Annotated in this window: 14 protein-coding genes; 8 read left to right on the forward strand and 6 right to left on the reverse strand. The window is 60.4% G+C overall.

Annotated elements, in window-relative coordinates; genetic code table 11:
- Window positions 1–53: 53 nt before the first annotated feature.
- Window positions 54–1,655 (reverse strand): histidine kinase famiy protein, encoded by a 1,602-nt coding sequence (locus NTD82_RS28280; RefSeq protein WP_095155227.1) that lies wholly within the window; start codon window positions 1,653–1,655, stop codon window positions 54–56.
- 234 nt (window positions 1,656–1,889) lie between these two features.
- On the opposite strand from NTD82_RS28280, the gene yddG reads away from it, so the two are divergent.
- From yddG to NTD82_RS28300, 4 genes are all read left to right on the forward strand, one after another.
- Window positions 1,890–2,789 (forward strand): aromatic amino acid DMT transporter YddG, encoded by a 900-nt coding sequence (gene yddG, locus NTD82_RS28285; protein ID WP_262131111.1) that lies wholly within the window; start codon window positions 1,890–1,892, stop codon window positions 2,787–2,789.
- A gap of 65 nt (window positions 2,790–2,854) precedes the next feature.
- Window positions 2,855–3,373, forward strand: a complete 519-nt coding sequence (locus NTD82_RS28290; RefSeq protein ID WP_262131112.1) for a sigma-70 family RNA polymerase sigma factor — start codon at window positions 2,855–2,857, stop codon at window positions 3,371–3,373.
- Window positions 3,373–4,338: a FecR family protein gene (locus tag NTD82_RS28295; RefSeq protein ID WP_262131113.1), complete on the forward strand. Its 966-nt coding sequence runs from the start codon at window positions 3,373–3,375 to the stop codon at window positions 4,336–4,338. The genes NTD82_RS28290 and NTD82_RS28295 overlap by 1 nt, the downstream gene beginning before the upstream one ends.
- A gap of 74 nt (window positions 4,339–4,412) precedes the next feature.
- On the forward strand, window positions 4,413–6,839 hold the full coding sequence (locus tag NTD82_RS28300) for a TonB-dependent siderophore receptor (protein ID WP_262131114.1): 2,427 nt from the start codon (window positions 4,413–4,415) through the stop codon (window positions 6,837–6,839).
- Between the two features lie 42 nt (window positions 6,840–6,881).
- On the opposite strand, the gene NTD82_RS28305 is transcribed toward NTD82_RS28300, so the two are convergent.
- A complete protein-coding gene (locus NTD82_RS28305; protein WP_262131115.1) occupies window positions 6,882–7,805 on the reverse strand; it encodes an ADP-ribosyltransferase in 924 nt (307 codons plus the stop codon).
- Between the two features lie 1,072 nt (window positions 7,806–8,877).
- Between NTD82_RS28305 and NTD82_RS28310 the strand changes: the two genes are divergently transcribed.
- The 3 genes from NTD82_RS28310 to NTD82_RS28320 are packed head-to-tail and all read left to right on the forward strand — an operon-like array spanning window position 8,878 to window position 11,364.
- On the forward strand, window positions 8,878–9,540 hold the full coding sequence (locus NTD82_RS28310) for a hypothetical protein (protein ID WP_262131116.1): 663 nt from the start codon (window positions 8,878–8,880) through the stop codon (window positions 9,538–9,540).
- A complete protein-coding gene (locus NTD82_RS28315) occupies window positions 9,524–10,741 on the forward strand; it encodes a hypothetical protein (protein WP_262131117.1) in 1,218 nt (405 codons plus the stop codon). Before NTD82_RS28310 ends, NTD82_RS28315 begins: the two co-directional genes overlap by 17 nt.
- A 14-nt stretch (window positions 10,742–10,755) precedes the next feature.
- Window positions 10,756–11,364 (forward strand): DUF1353 domain-containing protein, encoded by a 609-nt coding sequence (locus NTD82_RS28320; RefSeq protein ID WP_262131118.1) that lies wholly within the window; start codon window positions 10,756–10,758, stop codon window positions 11,362–11,364.
- 167 nt (window positions 11,365–11,531) lie between these two features.
- Here the strand turns inward: NTD82_RS28320 and NTD82_RS28325 are convergent, their stop codons facing one another.
- The 3 genes from NTD82_RS28325 to NTD82_RS28335 all read right to left on the reverse strand — a co-directional run bounded on the left by NTD82_RS28325 (window position 11,532) and on the right by NTD82_RS28335 (window position 13,796).
- Entirely contained in the window at window positions 11,532–11,846 is a 315-nt protein-coding gene (locus tag NTD82_RS28325) for a chorismate mutase (protein ID WP_262131119.1), read from the reverse strand.
- Between the two features lie 36 nt (window positions 11,847–11,882).
- Window positions 11,883–12,827 (reverse strand): DMT family transporter, encoded by a 945-nt coding sequence (locus NTD82_RS28330; RefSeq protein WP_262131120.1) that lies wholly within the window; start codon window positions 12,825–12,827, stop codon window positions 11,883–11,885.
- A gap of 93 nt (window positions 12,828–12,920) precedes the next feature.
- Window positions 12,921–13,796, reverse strand: coding sequence for a LysR substrate-binding domain-containing protein (locus NTD82_RS28335; protein ID WP_262131121.1), 876 nt, complete (start codon window positions 13,794–13,796; stop codon window positions 12,921–12,923).
- Between the two features lie 143 nt (window positions 13,797–13,939).
- Here NTD82_RS28335 and NTD82_RS28340 point away from each other — a divergent pair, with 143 nt between their 5' ends.
- Complete coding sequence (locus NTD82_RS28340) at window positions 13,940–14,842, forward strand: LysR family transcriptional regulator (protein WP_095155217.1); 903 nt, start codon at window positions 13,940–13,942, stop codon at window positions 14,840–14,842.
- Between the two features lie 43 nt (window positions 14,843–14,885).
- Here the strand turns inward: NTD82_RS28340 and NTD82_RS28345 are convergent, their stop codons facing one another.
- A complete protein-coding gene (locus NTD82_RS28345; protein ID WP_262131122.1) occupies window positions 14,886–16,067 on the reverse strand; it encodes an iron-containing alcohol dehydrogenase in 1,182 nt (393 codons plus the stop codon).
- Window positions 16,068–16,141: the final 74 nt, after the last annotated feature.

The raw sequence follows: 16,141 nt of genomic DNA on the forward strand, positions 1-16,141 counted from the left end.
TGTAGGAGCGAGCTTGCTCGCGATGCGCCGAACGTGAAGGCGCTAAACAACCCTCAAGCAATCCCTCCCGGCGAATCCAGAATCTGCCGCACCTTGCGCGCCAGGTCGTGGGGCAGGTAGGGCTTGGAGATGACGTCGAACTCCGAACCGCCAATGTCGGTGCGCTCGATGGAGCTTTCGGCATACCCGGTGGTCAGCAGCACCTTGGTGGCGGGGTGGCGGCGGCGGATTTCGCGGGCGAGCATCACGCCGTTCATGCCGCCCGGCATGATCAGGTCGGTGAAGAGCAGGTCGAAACGCTCGCCGGCTTCGTAGCACTTCAGCGCTTCGCGGGCATTCAGCACGATCTCGGCGCAGTAGCCGTAATCCTCAAGCACCATCTTCGCCAGCTCCGCCACGTCCGGCCGGTCTTCGACAATCAGCACGGTCTCATGGCCGTTCTTCGCTTCCGAGGTCAGCCGTCGTTCCACCGGCAGCACGGTGCCGCTGTCCACCGGGAAATACAGGCGCAGGGTGGTGCCGGAGCCTTCCTCGGTGTAGATCCGCGCGGCGCCGCCGGATTGTTTGGCGAAGCCGTAGACCATCGACAGCCCGAGGCCCGAGCCCTTGCCTTCTTCCTTGGTGGTGAAGAACGGGTCCATCACCCGGTCGCGGATGCTGGCGGGCATGCCGATGCCGTTGTCGGTGATCGACAGGCTCACGTAGCTCCCCGGCAGCAGACCGTCGTAGGACGCGACGGCCAGGTCGCGGACCAGCACATTGCGGGTTTCGATGAACACCCGCGGTTCCTTGCGCCCGATCAGCGCGTCGCGCGCGTTGATGAACACGTTGAGCAGCGCCACCTCGGCCTGGGTCGGGTCGATCCGGCAGTTTTTCAATGAGTGTTCGAGGTCGTATACGACCTGCACGCCGTCGCCGAAGGTCCGGGTCACCAGCGGCTGGACGGTTTCCACCAGTTGATTGAGGTTGAGCACCCGGCCTTGCAGTTTCTGCTTGCGCGAGAACGCCAGCAGTTGCTTGGTCAGCGTGCTGGCCTTGTCGACGGCGGAGCGGGCGTGAAAGGTGCTGCGGCGGATCCGGTCCATGTCCGGCGCGGGCTTTTCCGCGGCGGTGCGGATCAGGTCGATGTAGCCGCTCATGACTTGCAGCAGGTTGTTGAAGTCGTGGGCGATACCGCCGGTGAGCTGGCCCAGCGCTTCCATTTTCTGCGACTGGCGCAGGGCATCCTCGGCATCCCGGCGCCGACTGACATCCAGTTGCGAGGCGAAGAAGTAAATCAGCTCGCCTTTTTCATTGAAGATCGGCGAGATGAACAGCGCGTTCCAGAAGGTGCTGCCGTCCTTGCGGTAGTTGAGGATCTCGGTGGCGAAGTCGTAGCGGCCCTTGATCGCGTCGCGGATCGAGGTCACGACATCGGGGTCGGTGTCCGGGCCCTGGAGGAACCGGCAGTTCTTGCCGACGATGTCCTTGGGGTCATAGCCGGTCATGTCGAGAAAGGCCGCGTTGGCGAAGATGATCGGGTTGTCTGCGGCGTTGGGGTTGGTGACGATCATCGGCATTCGCGTGGTTTCCACCGCCGCGAAAAAGATGTCCTTGGGGTGACGGGAGATATCTGCAGTCGAAGAGTCATCGACTCGTGTAGGTGTATTTGCCACTGGACAGTTCCTCTTCCTGCCATCGACCGGCCTGGCCGGTACCCTGAATTTTTGCGCGCCCCCGTACCAGTGATGGCACCGGCTGAAACGTCGCTGTGTTGGATGGCAGGTTCAAGTGCCATCATTTTTATCCAGACCGCCGTGCCGCTTGTTGGTTGCTTTGCCTGTGCGGTTTTTTAACCGATCTTGTGCGAGGTTTCCGTTAGACTCGACGCCTTTTGGCGTGGAGCAAGCATGACAATCAGCGGAACGCGGGCGGCAACGGCGTGTGGTTTGCTGGCGATCCTGCTGTGGAGCACGGCGTCCGGCTTGATCAGGAGCATCAGCGAAATCTTCGGCGCGCTCGGCGGCGCGGCGCTGATCTACACGCTGGGTACGTTGATACTTCTGGCGTTGCTCGGGCGACCGCGGCTGCGCTCGGTACCCCGGGTTTATTTGCTGAGCGGAAGCGCGTTGTTCGTCGCCTATGAAATCTGCCTTTCGCTGGCGTTGGGCTTCGCCAATGACGCGCAGCAGGCCATCGAATTGATGGTGCTCAATTACTTCTGGCCCTGCCTCACGGTGCTGCTGGCGATCTTCATGAACGGCCAGCGCGCCCGCTGGCTGATCGTGCCGGGCACGGCGCTGGCGTTGTCGGGGATTCTCTGGGTGGTCAGTGGCGATGGTTTTTCGCTGGCCCAGATCATCGCCAACGTACAGTCCAACCCGCTGAGTTACGGCCTGGCGTTGAGCTGCGCGGTCACCTTCGCGCTGTACTGCAACGTCACTCGTCGCTATGCCAATGGGCAGAATCTGGTAGTGCTGTTTTTCTTCCTCACCGCCGGCCTGCTGTGGATCAAGTTCGCCTTGAGCGAGGCGTCGTTGCCGGCGTTCACCGCGAGCAACAGTCTGGAGTTGCTGGCCGCGGGCGTGGCCATGGCTGGCGGCTACGCGCTGTGGAACCTGGGCATCCTGCGCGGCAACCTGACGCTGCTGGCGACCGCGTCGTATTTTTCCCCGGTGCTGTCCTCGGCGTTCGCCTCGATCTGGCTGGGCGCGCACCTGAGCGGGCAGTTCTGGCAGGGCGCGTTGCTGGTGACGGTGGGGTCGTTGATCTGCTGGCAGGCGACGCGCCAGAAGTCGGCCACAACGTAATGGCACTTGCGGCATTTCAATGGCCAGCATTAATATGAATAATTCTCATTTGTGCGAATTGTGCCATGGACTCCAGCCAGCCTCCCCGGAGCGACACCCTCGACGCGTTGTACCAGGGATACCACGGATGGTTGCTGGGCTGGCTGCGGCGGCGGACGCAGTGCCCGCATAACGCCGCCGACCTGGCGCAGGACACCTTCATCCGTGTGCTCACCGCCGGCGCCTATGTCGCGCCGCGCGAACCGCGGGCCTTTCTGGCCACGGTGGCGCGCCGTCTGCTGATCGATAACGGCCGGCGCCAGCGCCTGGAGCAGGCCTACCGCGAGGAGCTGGAGCGCTGCGCGTCGTACTTGGAGCAAGCGCCGTCGCCGGAGCAGATTCTCCAGGCGATCCAGGTGCTGGAAGGCATCGACCGGGCGCTGGCGCGCATGCATCCGCGGGTGCGCCAGACCTTTGTGTTGCGCCATCTGGAAGGACTGGGCCAGGAGCAGATTGCCCGCCAGACCGGCGTGTCGATCAGAACGGTGCAGAAGGATCTGGTGGAAGCCCTGTTGATCTGCGACCTCGTCGCCCAGGAGGCTTGATGAGCGTCGCCGTTTCCGCTTCCGTATTGCGTCAGGCCGCCGAATGGCTGGTGCGCCTCGATAATCAGACCGACGCCGCCACGCGCCAGGCGTACCACGCCTGGCTGGCCGCCGACCCCCAACATGCCGCCGCAGTCGCCCGTTTGCAGGGCCATCTCACACCCCTTGCCGAACTGCCGCGGCAACCGGCCCGCGCCGCCTTGCGACGGGCGCACCAGGGCCGTCCGCGTGCGCAGGCGATCAAGGCGCTGGCGTTGGCAGGCTTGCTGATCGGCTCGGGGTTGCTGGGGTATCAGCACTGGCAGCGCGGCTACCTGCTGGCAGACCTGAGCACAGCCCGTGGCACTTGGACCGAGCAGCGCCTGGTCGACGGCAGCGACCTCAGTCTCAATGGCGATTCGGCGGTGGACTGGCGCTTCGACGCGCAGGAGCGGCGCATCCATCTGCTGCGGGGCGAACTGCGCGTGCAGGTGGCCAAGGATGCGCAGCGACCGTTCTATGTCGATACGCCGCAAGGCAGCATTCGCGCGCTGGGCACGCGGTTTATCGTCGAGCGGCGCGACGACGCCACATGGGTGACCATGCTCGAATCGTCCACGCGGATCGAAAGCCCTGTCGGCACCCTGGTGCTGAACGCGGGCGAGCAGGTGCGGGTGGACGCCAACGGCATCGGCGCAGTGCGGCGGGTGGATGTCGCGGCGCAGGAGGGCGCCTGGAATCACCATCAGTTGCTGGTCACCGACCAGCCGTTGAGCGATGTGCTGGAGCGTCTGGCGCGGCATCGTTCGGGACTGTTGTCGTTCGACCGCGAGGCGCTGGCCGGTATGCGGGTCACGGTGATGTTGCCGACCGACGACAGCGACCGCGCCTTGCGCCTGCTGGAGCGCACTTTGCCGCTGCGGGTGGCGCATTACACGCCGTGGCTGACCCGGGTGACACCACTGGATGAAGAAGAACGCAAATAATTTGCAATTCCGCTTCGCGTTTTCGATTTTCGCCCGTCCTCCCCTGGGCCAACACACTCAGGAGAACCGAAACCATGGCTTCATCGTTGCGCGCGCTGTCCCTGCGTCCCAGCCGTCTGTGCCTCAGCCTGCGGCTGGCCCTCGGCGGCATTGCCCTTGTCGCCCCCGTATTGACCTTCGCCCAGCAGCAGGTCCTGGCGTTCGATATCGCCGGTGGCCCGCTCGGCGAGGTGCTGGGCCGCTATGCCCAGGCCGCCGGCGCGCCGATTTCGGTCAGCTCGCAGCAGGTGGCGGGGCTGGTCAGCCCGGGTGTTCACGGTCGCTTCACCGTCGCCGAAGGCTTTGCCCAGGTGCTCAAGGGCAGCGGCCTGATGGCCCGGGCCAGCGCGGACGGTTTCCAGATTGAAGCCGTGCCGGTCAGCGGCAGCGTCATGGAATTGGGCGCCACCAACGTCGTTTCCAACCAGCTTGGCACCATCACCGAAGACAGCGGCTCCTACACCCCGGGCACCATCGCCACCGCCACGCGGCTGGTGCTGACGCCGCGGGAAACGCCGCAGTCGATCACCGTGGTGACCCGCCAGCACATGGATGATTTCGGCCTCAATTCCATCGACGACGTGATGCGCCACACACCGGGCATCACCGTTGCTTCCTATGACTCCGACCGCAGCAACTATTACGCCCGCGGCTTCTCGATCCAGAACTTCCAATACGACGGTATCCCCACCACCCGCACCGCAGCCTACTCGGCGGGGCAGACACTGAGTGACACCGCGATCTACGACCGGGTCGAAGTGCTCAAGGGCGCCACCGGCCTGCTCACCGGCGCGGGCGCCCCCGGCGGCACCATCAACCTGGTGCGCAAGAAGCCGACCGCGGACTTCAAGGGCCATGTCGAACTGGGCGCTGGCAGTTGGGACAACTACCGCTCCGAGGTGGATGTCAGCGGCCCGCTCAGCGAATCCGGCAACGTGCGCGGTCGCGCCGTGGCGGCCTACCAAGACAAGCACTCGTTCATCGACCACTACGAGCGCAAGACCAGCGTCTACTACGGCATCCTCGAATTCGACCTCGACCCGGACACCTTGCTGAGCGTCGGTGCCGACTACCAGGACAACGACCCGAAAGGCTCGAGCTGGTCCGGCAGCGTGCCGATCTACGACAGCCAGGGCAACCGCGTCAGCACCTCGCGCTCGTTCAACAACGGCGCCGAATGGAGCCGCTGGGAGCAATACACCCGTACCGTGTTCGCCACCCTGGAACACAGCTTCGCCAACGAATGGGTCGGCAAGGCGCAAGTGCACCACCAGATCAACGGCTATTACGCGCCGCTCGGCTCGATCCAGGGTCGACCCAACGCCATCACCGGCGTGACCTCGATCTACGGCAACAAGTACACCGGCGAAACCACCACCGACTCGGCAGACGTCTACTTCAGCGGGCCGTTCTCGCTGTTCGGCCGCGAGCACCAACTGGTGGTCGGCGCGGCCGCGTCCAAGGCGCACTGGAAGGGCAAGGACTACTGGACCGCGACCTACCGCGACAGCAATTCCTACGACTTCTGGAACTGGGATGGCGGCAGCGGCCTCGAACCGGGCTGGGGCGATATCAGCTACCGCACCGACCAGACCACCTGGCAGACCGGTGGCTACCTGACCTCGCGCTTCAGCCTCACTGACGAGTTGCACCTGCTACTGGGCGCGCGGCTGGCCAACTACAAGATCACCGGCACCAGTGACACCCGCGAAACCGGGCGCCTCGTGCCTTATGTCGGCGTCACCTACGACCTCAACGATGAGCTGTCGCTATACGCCAGCTACACCGACATCTTCCTGCCGCAGACCGACTACCGCGACCGCACCAACAAGATGCTCGAGCCTGACGAAGGCCAGAACTACGAGCTGGGCATCAAGGGCGAATTCTTCGACGGTCGCCTGAATGCCAGCCTGGCGTACTTCGAAGTCCACGAGAAAAACCGCCCGGAATCGGACAGCGACTACAACGCCAACCCGACCCTGCCGAACCTCTACGACGCCTACTACGGCATCACCGCGACCACCAAGGGCGTCGAAGCGGAAATGAGCGGCGAACTGGCTACCGGCTGGAACCTGATGGGCGGCTACACCCACAAAGTCGTGCGTGACCAGCATGGCGACAAAGTGTCCACCTGGGAGCCGCAGGACCAGTTCAATCTCTACACCACCTACAAATTGCAAGGCCCGCTGGAGCGTCTGACCGTTGGTGGTGGTGCGCGCTGGCAGGGCCAGTCCTGGCAAATACTGACCAATCGCGCCAAAGGCGTTCAGGAGAAATTCACCCAGGACGACTTCTGGCTGGTCGACCTGATGGCCCGCTACAAAATCACCGACAACCTGTCGGCCACGGTCAACCTCAACAACGTGTTCGACAAGACCTACTACACCAACGTCGGCTTCTACAGCTCAGTGTCCTACGGCGACCCGCGCAACGTCATGGTCACCACCCGCTGGGACTTCTGACTGGTCACGGGGGAGCGCAAGGCTCCCCCGTGTCACGGCGTTCTACTCTTCTTCGCTGACCAGGAAACAGACCTTCTTGCCGCCGAGGTTATTGCCTTCGGCGCTGTAGATCGCTCCCATCTTGTCTCTCAACCCGGCGCTGTCAGCGAACTGCGAGATATCCACGTTGGCGATGTCATCGCTCGAACTGATCCCGATCATGCCCTTGAACGCCAGCTTCACATCGTGCGGCAGGAGCACCTCGTCCTCGCCCACGTACAGCCCGCCGGAGCGGCCCTTGGTGGTCTGCGGGTCGACACGGATCAGCCAGATCATCGAGCGTCCGGCCAGCGAGGCCAGCGCGTCGCCGCTGCTGGTGGAGAAGGGCTGATTGGTCACCCAGTGGGTGTTCATGGTCACCGCCGTGCGAGCGGCAACGTCGTTGCGAAAGTCGGGTACAACCCTGTTCAGGTACTCGATCATGCTTTGCGAGTCGCCGCGCATGAGGTAGGCGGGATGATAGCTGCCATCCTGCGACAGCACCGGCTGGGGCCGGTTGCCCAAGGCGGTCTTGACGTTTTCGATGTCGACCCAGTACTCGAGCAGGGTGGCGTAGAGGTCATTGTCGATACCGGCCAGCAATGCCTTGTGCAGCGCTTCAGAGGGCGCGAAGTTCGCGTGTTCGGGGTCTTGCTGGATGGTCTTGACGAACGCGTCCATCTGCTCGTTTGCGTTGCGGGTAAACGCGGCCCTGACGTCTGCGTATTCCCCCAGCAGCGCGCGGGCCTTTTCGTTGCCGAACAGGTTGTTGTCGATCAGGACCTGTCGCACCTTTTCCGAGGCCGTGTCATCGCCAGGGTCTTTTTCGTGCCGCTCGAAAAAACTGCGTAGCCCGGCATTGCCGGTGATGATCCGGCACAGCGGATTCATCAGCAGATAACGGTGCTTGTAATAGAGATCGAGTGATTCGGCTGCGGTACGTGGCATGGTGGGTACTCTGGAAGTCCGTTTCTAGGCTCTGTATGAAAGGCCTTGATACTCGGTGATGCTGCGTTGAAAACAGCCTCGTGCGCGAGCCCGGTGGGAATGCTCATTTACATCCCGTAAACGTCGAGCGCGACCCCGACCGTTCCTCGGCTGTTTTCGCCTTGCCTGACCTTCGTCTCAAGGCTTTTCATACAGAGCCTAACAATGAGCAGAGTGGAGTTGAATAGTTCGCGCAGGAATTTGAAAAATTTGGAAATTTTTAGAATCTCATGTATGTCTTTTATTTATGTATCTCGGTTACAGGAATGACTTAAAACATTAAAAATTTGATTTTAGTTACAGGCAAAAGATTGCGAGAATTTTAGCACAAGATTCATCCTTGGTGACCTCCAACGCTTGACATCCATCATGGGGCGGCCCGTTGCGTGGGGTCTCAATTTCACCTTTCCCATGGATCATTACTTTTTAACCGCTTAATGGCATATAGCTATCAGGAATAAACAATCGACATTGTTTTGGAACGACTCTTTTAAATCAACTAGATAAGCAATCCACAAATCACCTACCAATATCCTCTACAGTTCCAATAGCCTTGACTCGACTGGTACTAGGATTTCCTGCCGCTACGCTTAACATGCGGCCTCAATGAGGCTACCAACACACAGGGAGGTGGACATGACACTTCGAATATCTATATCTCTTCTCTTCACCTTTGCTGTTGGGTTCTACCCAGCAAGCTCCTATGCCTGCAGTGATAGCCGAATTAGATCCCTTGCCGACCAAGGAGACACTATCAGCTCGATTGCTGAGAGGTGTGACAAGTCTCGGAGCTATGTAAACCGAGTCTTAGATGGCGAAATGGAAGAGATAGAGGAGGACGATGAGGAAGAACCTGCAGGTGCTCCATCAGGTACGCAAATATCCGGCTGCGGTTGTTGGGGGCCTGCAATGCCCGGGGCTCGTATTCCTGACAATAGGTGCCAAAGCGGCGTCGCCATAGCGCAGCCATGCAATGCCATGTGCCAAACCGGCGGCCTTATGTGGAACACTTATTGCCAGTGAGGGATATGGAATGTCGAAGCCTCTCGTAGGAGCAATAGCATTGCTATTTCTCCCGTGCACTTTGGCAGAAGAGCCTTACTGCCTGAACGCCGTCGAAGTCGGCAATGAAAGCACAACGGCCATTCGCTGCGACCCAGCCAACACAGATCCGCTTGACTTGAAAAGCAACGATCTAATTAAGATTGCTTTCAAGGTATTAGAGATAGATCCATCTCTGGTTGAGTTCAAAGGTTGCGACGGCCTGTTGTTTGGAACAACAAAAGCGATGGAAGGCTCAAACGCAAAATACACAGTTGCATATTCATCCAATGTTGGTCACAAGGTTATCGCACCGGTCATCCACGAACTTGGCCACGTGTTGCAACTAGAAGCGAGCGGCGGATTTAAAAGCCTAGACGCTTTATATTCGCGAAATCAAGTTGAGCTTGGCGCAGACTATTTGGCTGGAATAGTTTTCAACACCGGCATACCAGGCGAGCCATTAGCTAGATTCGAGCGAAACATAGAGCTGGCCGGCGTATATATACCGTCAGATAACTCCCATAACCCTCATGACACCCCAAGCAAACGAGTTCAAGCATTTCGACTTGGCGTTTTCTCTGAGACAAATGAGCCCAATGCAAGAGCAATACACGAAAATTTTCAGGATAACATCTATGGCACGATCAACTGAGACGCTACTAATCATCAGCGCATTGCTTACCTCTCCATTTGCAAGCGCAGAGATTAATTTTGACATCCTGCAAAATTGCCAGCAAATCGAAGAGCTATCCAACAACATAACTCAAGGAGATTTCTCAGCGGAATGTCGCGAGCCAGAAACCGACATTGAGCATGAAGTCTATGAAAAGTCAGGGGGGAGCCACTCCGCCGTCTGCTTCCTTCAATCCCTTCCCGCACCAGGTCTTGAAGGGTTCTCATGCATGATGAATTCGGCAGATGAAACGAACTCGATTACATGTCTCCGTTCAGCGTCAGCTGAAGAGATTAGCGCCTACAAGATCAACTACCAAAGCGGCCAAAAGAAGAAGACCTACGACTACTTGGAAAAAGCTGCCGAATGTAGCTTTTCAAATGGTGGAGCGACCTTTTCCGCCCCGACACTGATGCCGCCGCTAGCTACATTAATATCTAAATACGAATTTGGCTTCATAAGCCCAATTGGAAAAGGGCGCAAAACCGATAGCTATGTAACGCACGGCTACGCCTTAACACCAGCCAACCACTTCCCTGATGCCATAGAGTACGTGTCCATACTTATAAAGGGCGAATATCCAATCGGTGAAGGTAAAGAGGTTCTAACTATTGGGAGTTGGGAGATTGAAACTGATCTAGGTGGGCTCGATGAACGTCTAAACGACTGGTTGGAACAGCAGGAGATTCCGGTAAGATCAAAAAGTGTAATATTCAACATTAGTAATACGGACGCAACCAAGAGGACCATGGACCAAAAGACGTCCGGCCTAACCACTACATCTAGAAAGATCACTCGAGAATTGGTTTCAGAAAAATTCTCTCCAGTTCCCGCCCATAAAATACCCAGAAAGACCAAAGAGGCCTTAGCAAAGGTATTTGATAATTACATTCCCTTTGGATACCAAGGCATACCTTTCGGTAAATTCGATAAAAACATCATCATGCTGATGAACGAAAAGCGCCCGAGATGCACAAGAAACAACGCCGGCGCGATTGGTGCATACATTTTTCAACAGCATCCACGCCCAAATATTAAATCCGAGTACGGGAGCATAATGGTTGCATTCATAGGAATGGGTGATTGCGCTGATTTTTCCCGCCCTAGCAACGAAAACTACATAAACGGACTACTAGACATCACGACAGAGGCCGTAAAGGGTAATTACGAGCAAAATTAAACCAGGGGATATATATGTCAATTTCGCGCAGAGCTCTTATCAAATCTTGTGTGGCACTTCCATTTATCCCGTACGCCTACGCAGCCTCAGCGGATGAGCAATACTCCGACCCTGTCGCTGCTGATGAGTGGATCATCAAACGAAAACAGGAAACGCTGCATGCGGTAGTAAACCCGTTGCAACTCGGGCGCTTTGCGGATCGGTATTATTACCTAACCAAGGAAATCAACTGGAAACCAAACCCTGGGCAAGCACCATCATCGGTACAAGTGTCCGTAGGCTTCGTTACGGATTTCGCGAGCATACCTAGAGCATTCTGGGTTGCTTTACCCACTGACGGTGAGTATGCGTATGCGGCAGTTATCCATGACTACCTGTATTGGGAGCAAACAACTTCTAGGGAAGAGGCAGACCTGATACTGAAGTATGCAATGCAAGACTTCGGAATCGGCACCGCAAAGATCATGACCATCTACGGGGCAGTAAGAGCTGCTGGCTGGGCCGCCTGGAATGAGAACGCAAAGCTGAAAACCGCAGGAGAGAAGCGAATACTAAGAAAATATCCTGAAGAGCCAACTACAAAATGGACAGATTGGAAGAAAAAAGAAGACGTTTTTGCGTAGCGCTTTAATATCAGTGTCTTAGTTTGGCACGAGCGCCGGTTCGGCCCGCATAGGGCCATATGCGAAGCAGACAAATCTGAATTGTCGGATTTATTTGCGGATGTTTCCATCACACTAATTGCCATGCAGAAGAGCCTAGAAGGGCCGAGGGTGTCACGGGCTAGCTGTCATGCCAGCGGGCGTGCCGCCTTTTCGGCCAGCGCCGCATGGGTGTTCAGCTCTTCGGCGATGAACGCATCGATCATCGCGCGGTAGACCTGTTCCACCACCTGCGCCGAGGCACCGGTTTCCTCGGCAATGCCGCGCACCTTGGCGATCACCTGTTCGACTCGCGCCGGGGCGCGGACGTCATCGGAGGTTTTCTTGAAGGCGGCTGCCTGGGCGACCAGATTGCCGCGTCGGGCGAGGAGGGTGACCAGCTCGCGGTCGATGCGGTCGATGTGTTGGCGAACTTCGTCGAGGGAGGTGCAGCGTACATCCATGATCAAGTGTTCCTGTCCAATTGAGGCGAGCGCCGATCATTGATGAACCCGTGCTGCCGGGTCAACTGCCGGTGTCGAAGCCCCGCGGCGGGCCAGCCCGCCAATCTGCAGGCAGGCCACCCCGGCGAGGATAAACACGATCGCTAGCAGGGCGACCGCGTCCGTGGATTCACCGGCCAGCACCACGCCGATCAACAGTGCGACCACCGGCGGAATGTAGGTGACGCTGGAGGCGGCAATGGCGCCGAGGGATTCGACGATGTGGTAGTAGGCGATATACGCCAGTCCGGTGCCCAGTAGACCCAGGCCGAGGGTCAGCCCCATCCAGGTGCGGGTATCGGCGAACAGCGCGTCGATGCCGCGCATGGGCGTGACGGCCAGCAAGAACAGCAGGGCGAAGCCGATCTGGTAGGTGGTCAAGGCCGCCACGGGCAGGCCGAGCGGGCTGACATAGCGCCGCGCATAGACGAACGAAAGCCCCACGCACAACGAGCCGCCCAGCATATAGCCGACCCCGCCCAGGCTGATGTCACCAGTGGCGGACCAGGGCCGGGCGATCAGCAGCACGCCGATAAAGCCGAGGATGACCCCGGCGATCCGCGTACCGTTGATGGTTTCTCCGCGCAGGAACAGCGCCGCGCCGAGAAAGGTGAACAACGGGATTGCGCCGCTGAGCACGCCGGCCACGCTCGACGGCAGCAGTGCCGTGCCCAGGGCGAAGGCGTAGTAATACAGTGCCGTGGCCAGCAGCGACATCACCACGAAATGATGCGCGTGACGCCAGTGCGCCCAGCGCAGCTCGCGCTTGAGCAGTGCGTAGGCCATGACCGGCAGGAAACCGAACAGCACCCGCATCAAGGTGATTTGCAGCGGGCTAATGTGTTGCGCGGCCCACTTCACGAAGATGAAATTGCTACCCCAGATCAGCCCGAGAAAAACGAAGGCCATAACGGCGGAACGTGAGTTTTTTTCGGCTGACACGGGCGTGCTCCGGCAAGGATGAACAGGTGTCCAGCCTATCAACGCGGCGCCGCAGGAGAGAGCCAGTGCAAACTCTCTGATTCGATAGAAAAACTACTGGCTTGCCTGTTCTTCCAGCCACTGCCGTACCAGCGCCTGCGCTGCCGGGTGTCGGGACTTGCGCGGCCACACCAGCCAGAACCCGGTTTCTGCGCTCAACTCGCCCTCGACAGCGGCCTGCAGCCTGCCGGCGCGGATATCGTCGCGGACGAAGAAATGGCTGGCCAGCGCCAGCCCCTGTCCGGCGATGGCCGCTTCGATCGCCAGTGAGGTCTGGTTGAACCGCACGTTCTTCGGCGTGACCTCGGCGGGATGCTCGAACACCTGGGCGATGAACTGCGGCCAGAAATTGTGGGCATCGTGCAGCAGGACGAAATTGCGCAGGTCGGCGAAGCCCTTGGGCATGCCTTGGGCCTGTAACAGTGCGGGGCTGCCCACCGCGACGATGCGCTGGTCGAACAGCAACTCGGCATTCAGGCCCGGCCCGAACGGCGGGTTGCCGTAGCGCACGGCGATGTCCACGGCGTCGGTCTGGAAATGCGACAGGCGCTCGGTGGCCAGCACCCGCAGATCGATTTCCGGGTGGCGCTCGGTAAACCCGGACAAACGCGGGATCAACCAGCGCGAAGCGAGGCTCGGGGTGACGCTGATGGTCAGGTGGGTGGGCTCCGGCCGCAGCGCGCGGGTGGCTTCATCGATCAGCTCGAAGGCCTTGCGAATGCTCACGGCATAGGAGCGGCCCGCCTCGGTCAGGGCCAGGCCGCGGGGCAGGCGCTCGAACAGCTTTAGCCCGAGGCTGGCCTCCAGCCCGCGGATCTGCTGCGCCACGGCGGCTTGGGTCACGCCCAGCGCCTCGGCGCCAAGGCGGAAGTTGCCGTGGCGAGCGACCACTTCGAAGATGCGCAGGGCGTTGAGAGAGGGCGTCGACATGGCGATGGAATTTCTACTGGCTGGCTGACGGGTTGAAGCTACGCCCGCAGCGCCGCGATGAACAGTGTTCGGGTAAGAAAAATCTCCGGAGTCTGTAGGCGCCGGTCTACACTGGGCACCCCTCAAATGTTCCGAATCCCGCCATGCTCCGAACCGTCACCGACCTCGACCTGCGCCTGCTGCGCATCTTCTCCACCGTGGTGAAATGCGGCGGTTTCACTGCGGCCCAGGCCGAGTTGAACATGAGCCAGTCGAATATCAGCATGCACATCGGCAGCCTGGAAAAACGCCTTGGCTATCGCCTGTGCGAACGCGGCAAGGGCGGCTTTCGCCTGACCGCCAAGGGCAAGCGGATTCTCGATGCCTCGCAGGCGATGTTCGACGCCATTGGCCTGTTCCGTGACGAGGCGCAGGCGCTGTCGGGCAATCTGGTGGGCGATCTGTATGTGGGGCTGGCGGACAACGTGGCGACGCTGCCGCAGGCGCGCTTCGGCGAGGCGTTGGCGACCTTCTATCAGCGTGAGCAGGACGTGCAGTTGAACCTGTACGTCAACTCACCCACCGAGCTGGAACTGGCGGTAATCGACGGGCAACTGGACCTGGCTGTGTCGTACTTCAGCCGCTCGCGGCCGAGCCTGGATTACCTGCCGTTGTACACCGAGGAGATCGGCGTGTTCTGTGGCGATCGGCATCCGTTGTTCGACGAGGCAGAGCCGGCGTTGGAGCGTATTGCCGCGTGCAACTGGATCAGCCACGGCTTTCTTCCCGAGAACCAGGACCTGCCGCTGCGCCCCGAGCGCAGCCGGGCCACCGCCTATCACATGGAAGCGGTGGCCCACGCGGTGTTGGCGGGTACCCATCTGGGCTACCTGCCGACCCACTATGCGCAGATCTGGATCGAGCGCGGCCGCATGCGGGCGTTGCAACCCGAGCGGCTGCGCTACGAGGTGGTGCACAGCATGATCACCTACACCGGCCGGCCACGCAGTGAGGCGGCGCGGGCGTTTATCGAGGACCTGCTGGCGGTGCATGGATTAGGGATTTAGTTGTGCGCAGCTTGAGGGCAGCGGTGGGCCCCAAGAAAAACGCTCAGATCAACTTCCCAGCCACCGCATTGCGGTAGATCCGCGAATAGTCGGCAGCCGTCAGCGGCAACGCATTGGTCTCCGACGACGAGATATCCGCCAGCGCCAGCTCGCCGATCTGCACGGCATCCTCGCCGGTCAATCCCAGTTCGGCGAGGGTCGCGGGAATCCCCACCCGGCCACGCAGTTCCAGCACCCAGGCCAGCAGCCCGTCAAAGCTGGCATCGTCCAGTTCCAGATAACGCGCCAGGCGCGCGGCGTCGCTTTCGATGGCGCTGCGGTTGGCCAGCAGCACATAGGGCAGCAACACCGCATTGAGCAAGCCGTGGTGCAGGTGATGGCGCGCACCCAGCGGATGGGCGAGGGCGTGCACGCCGCCGAGGCCTTTCTGGAATGCCACCGCTGCGCTGGCCGAGGCCACCAGCATGCCTTCGCGGGCAACCAGGTCATTGCCATCGCGCACGGCGTTTTCCAGGTGCAGCTTGACCTGGCGAACGCCTTCCACGGCGATGCCGGCGGACATCGGGTGATGCAGTGGCGAGAACAGTGCTTCCAGGTGGTGGGTGAGGGCGTCCATGCCGGTGGCGGCGGTCAGTTTCGCCGGCAGGCCGGTGGTCAGCGCCGGGTCGAGGATCACGCAGCGGGCCAGCAGCTCGCGGTGGCCGATGACCTTTTTCACGCCTTGCACGGTGTCGGTGAGCACCGCTTCACGGCCGAGTTCCGAGCCGGTGCCGGCGGTGGTGGGGATGGCGATCAGCGCGGGCAGGCCAAGCGCGGGGTAGTCGGCGAGGGTCGGGAAGTGCTCCAGCATTTGCGTCCATTCGAAGCGTTCCAGGCCATGCGGATCGCGGCTGAGCAGGGCGATGCCCTTGGCCGCGTCCAGCGCGCTGCCGCCGCCGAGGGCGATCAGCGAATCGTGCTGGCCGTCGGCGAATACCCGGGCGCCGGCGCGGGCCTCGTCCAGGCTCGGGTTGCCGGACAGGCCGTGGAACAGCGCGTAGTCGACGCCTTGTGCGTCGAGATGCGCACGCACCGCGCGCAGCGGCGGCAGTTCCAGCATGCCGGGGTCGGTCACCAGCAACGGGCGACGCATGCCGGCCAGGGCGCAGCGCTGGGCCAGCAGGTCGAGGGCGCCGGCGCCGCAGAAAATCTCGGTGGGGTAGTTCCAGTAATGCAGGGTAGACATGGCGAATTCCTTTTTTCAGGCACAAGCCCGCCCCGCCAGCGCGAGGCCGGTGAGTGGAGCGGGCGGGCAGGGGA

The sequence above is a fragment of the Pseudomonas sp. 5P_5.1_Bac1 genome (assembly GCF_025466015.1).
GTDB lineage: Bacteria > Pseudomonadota > Gammaproteobacteria > Pseudomonadales > Pseudomonadaceae > Aquipseudomonas.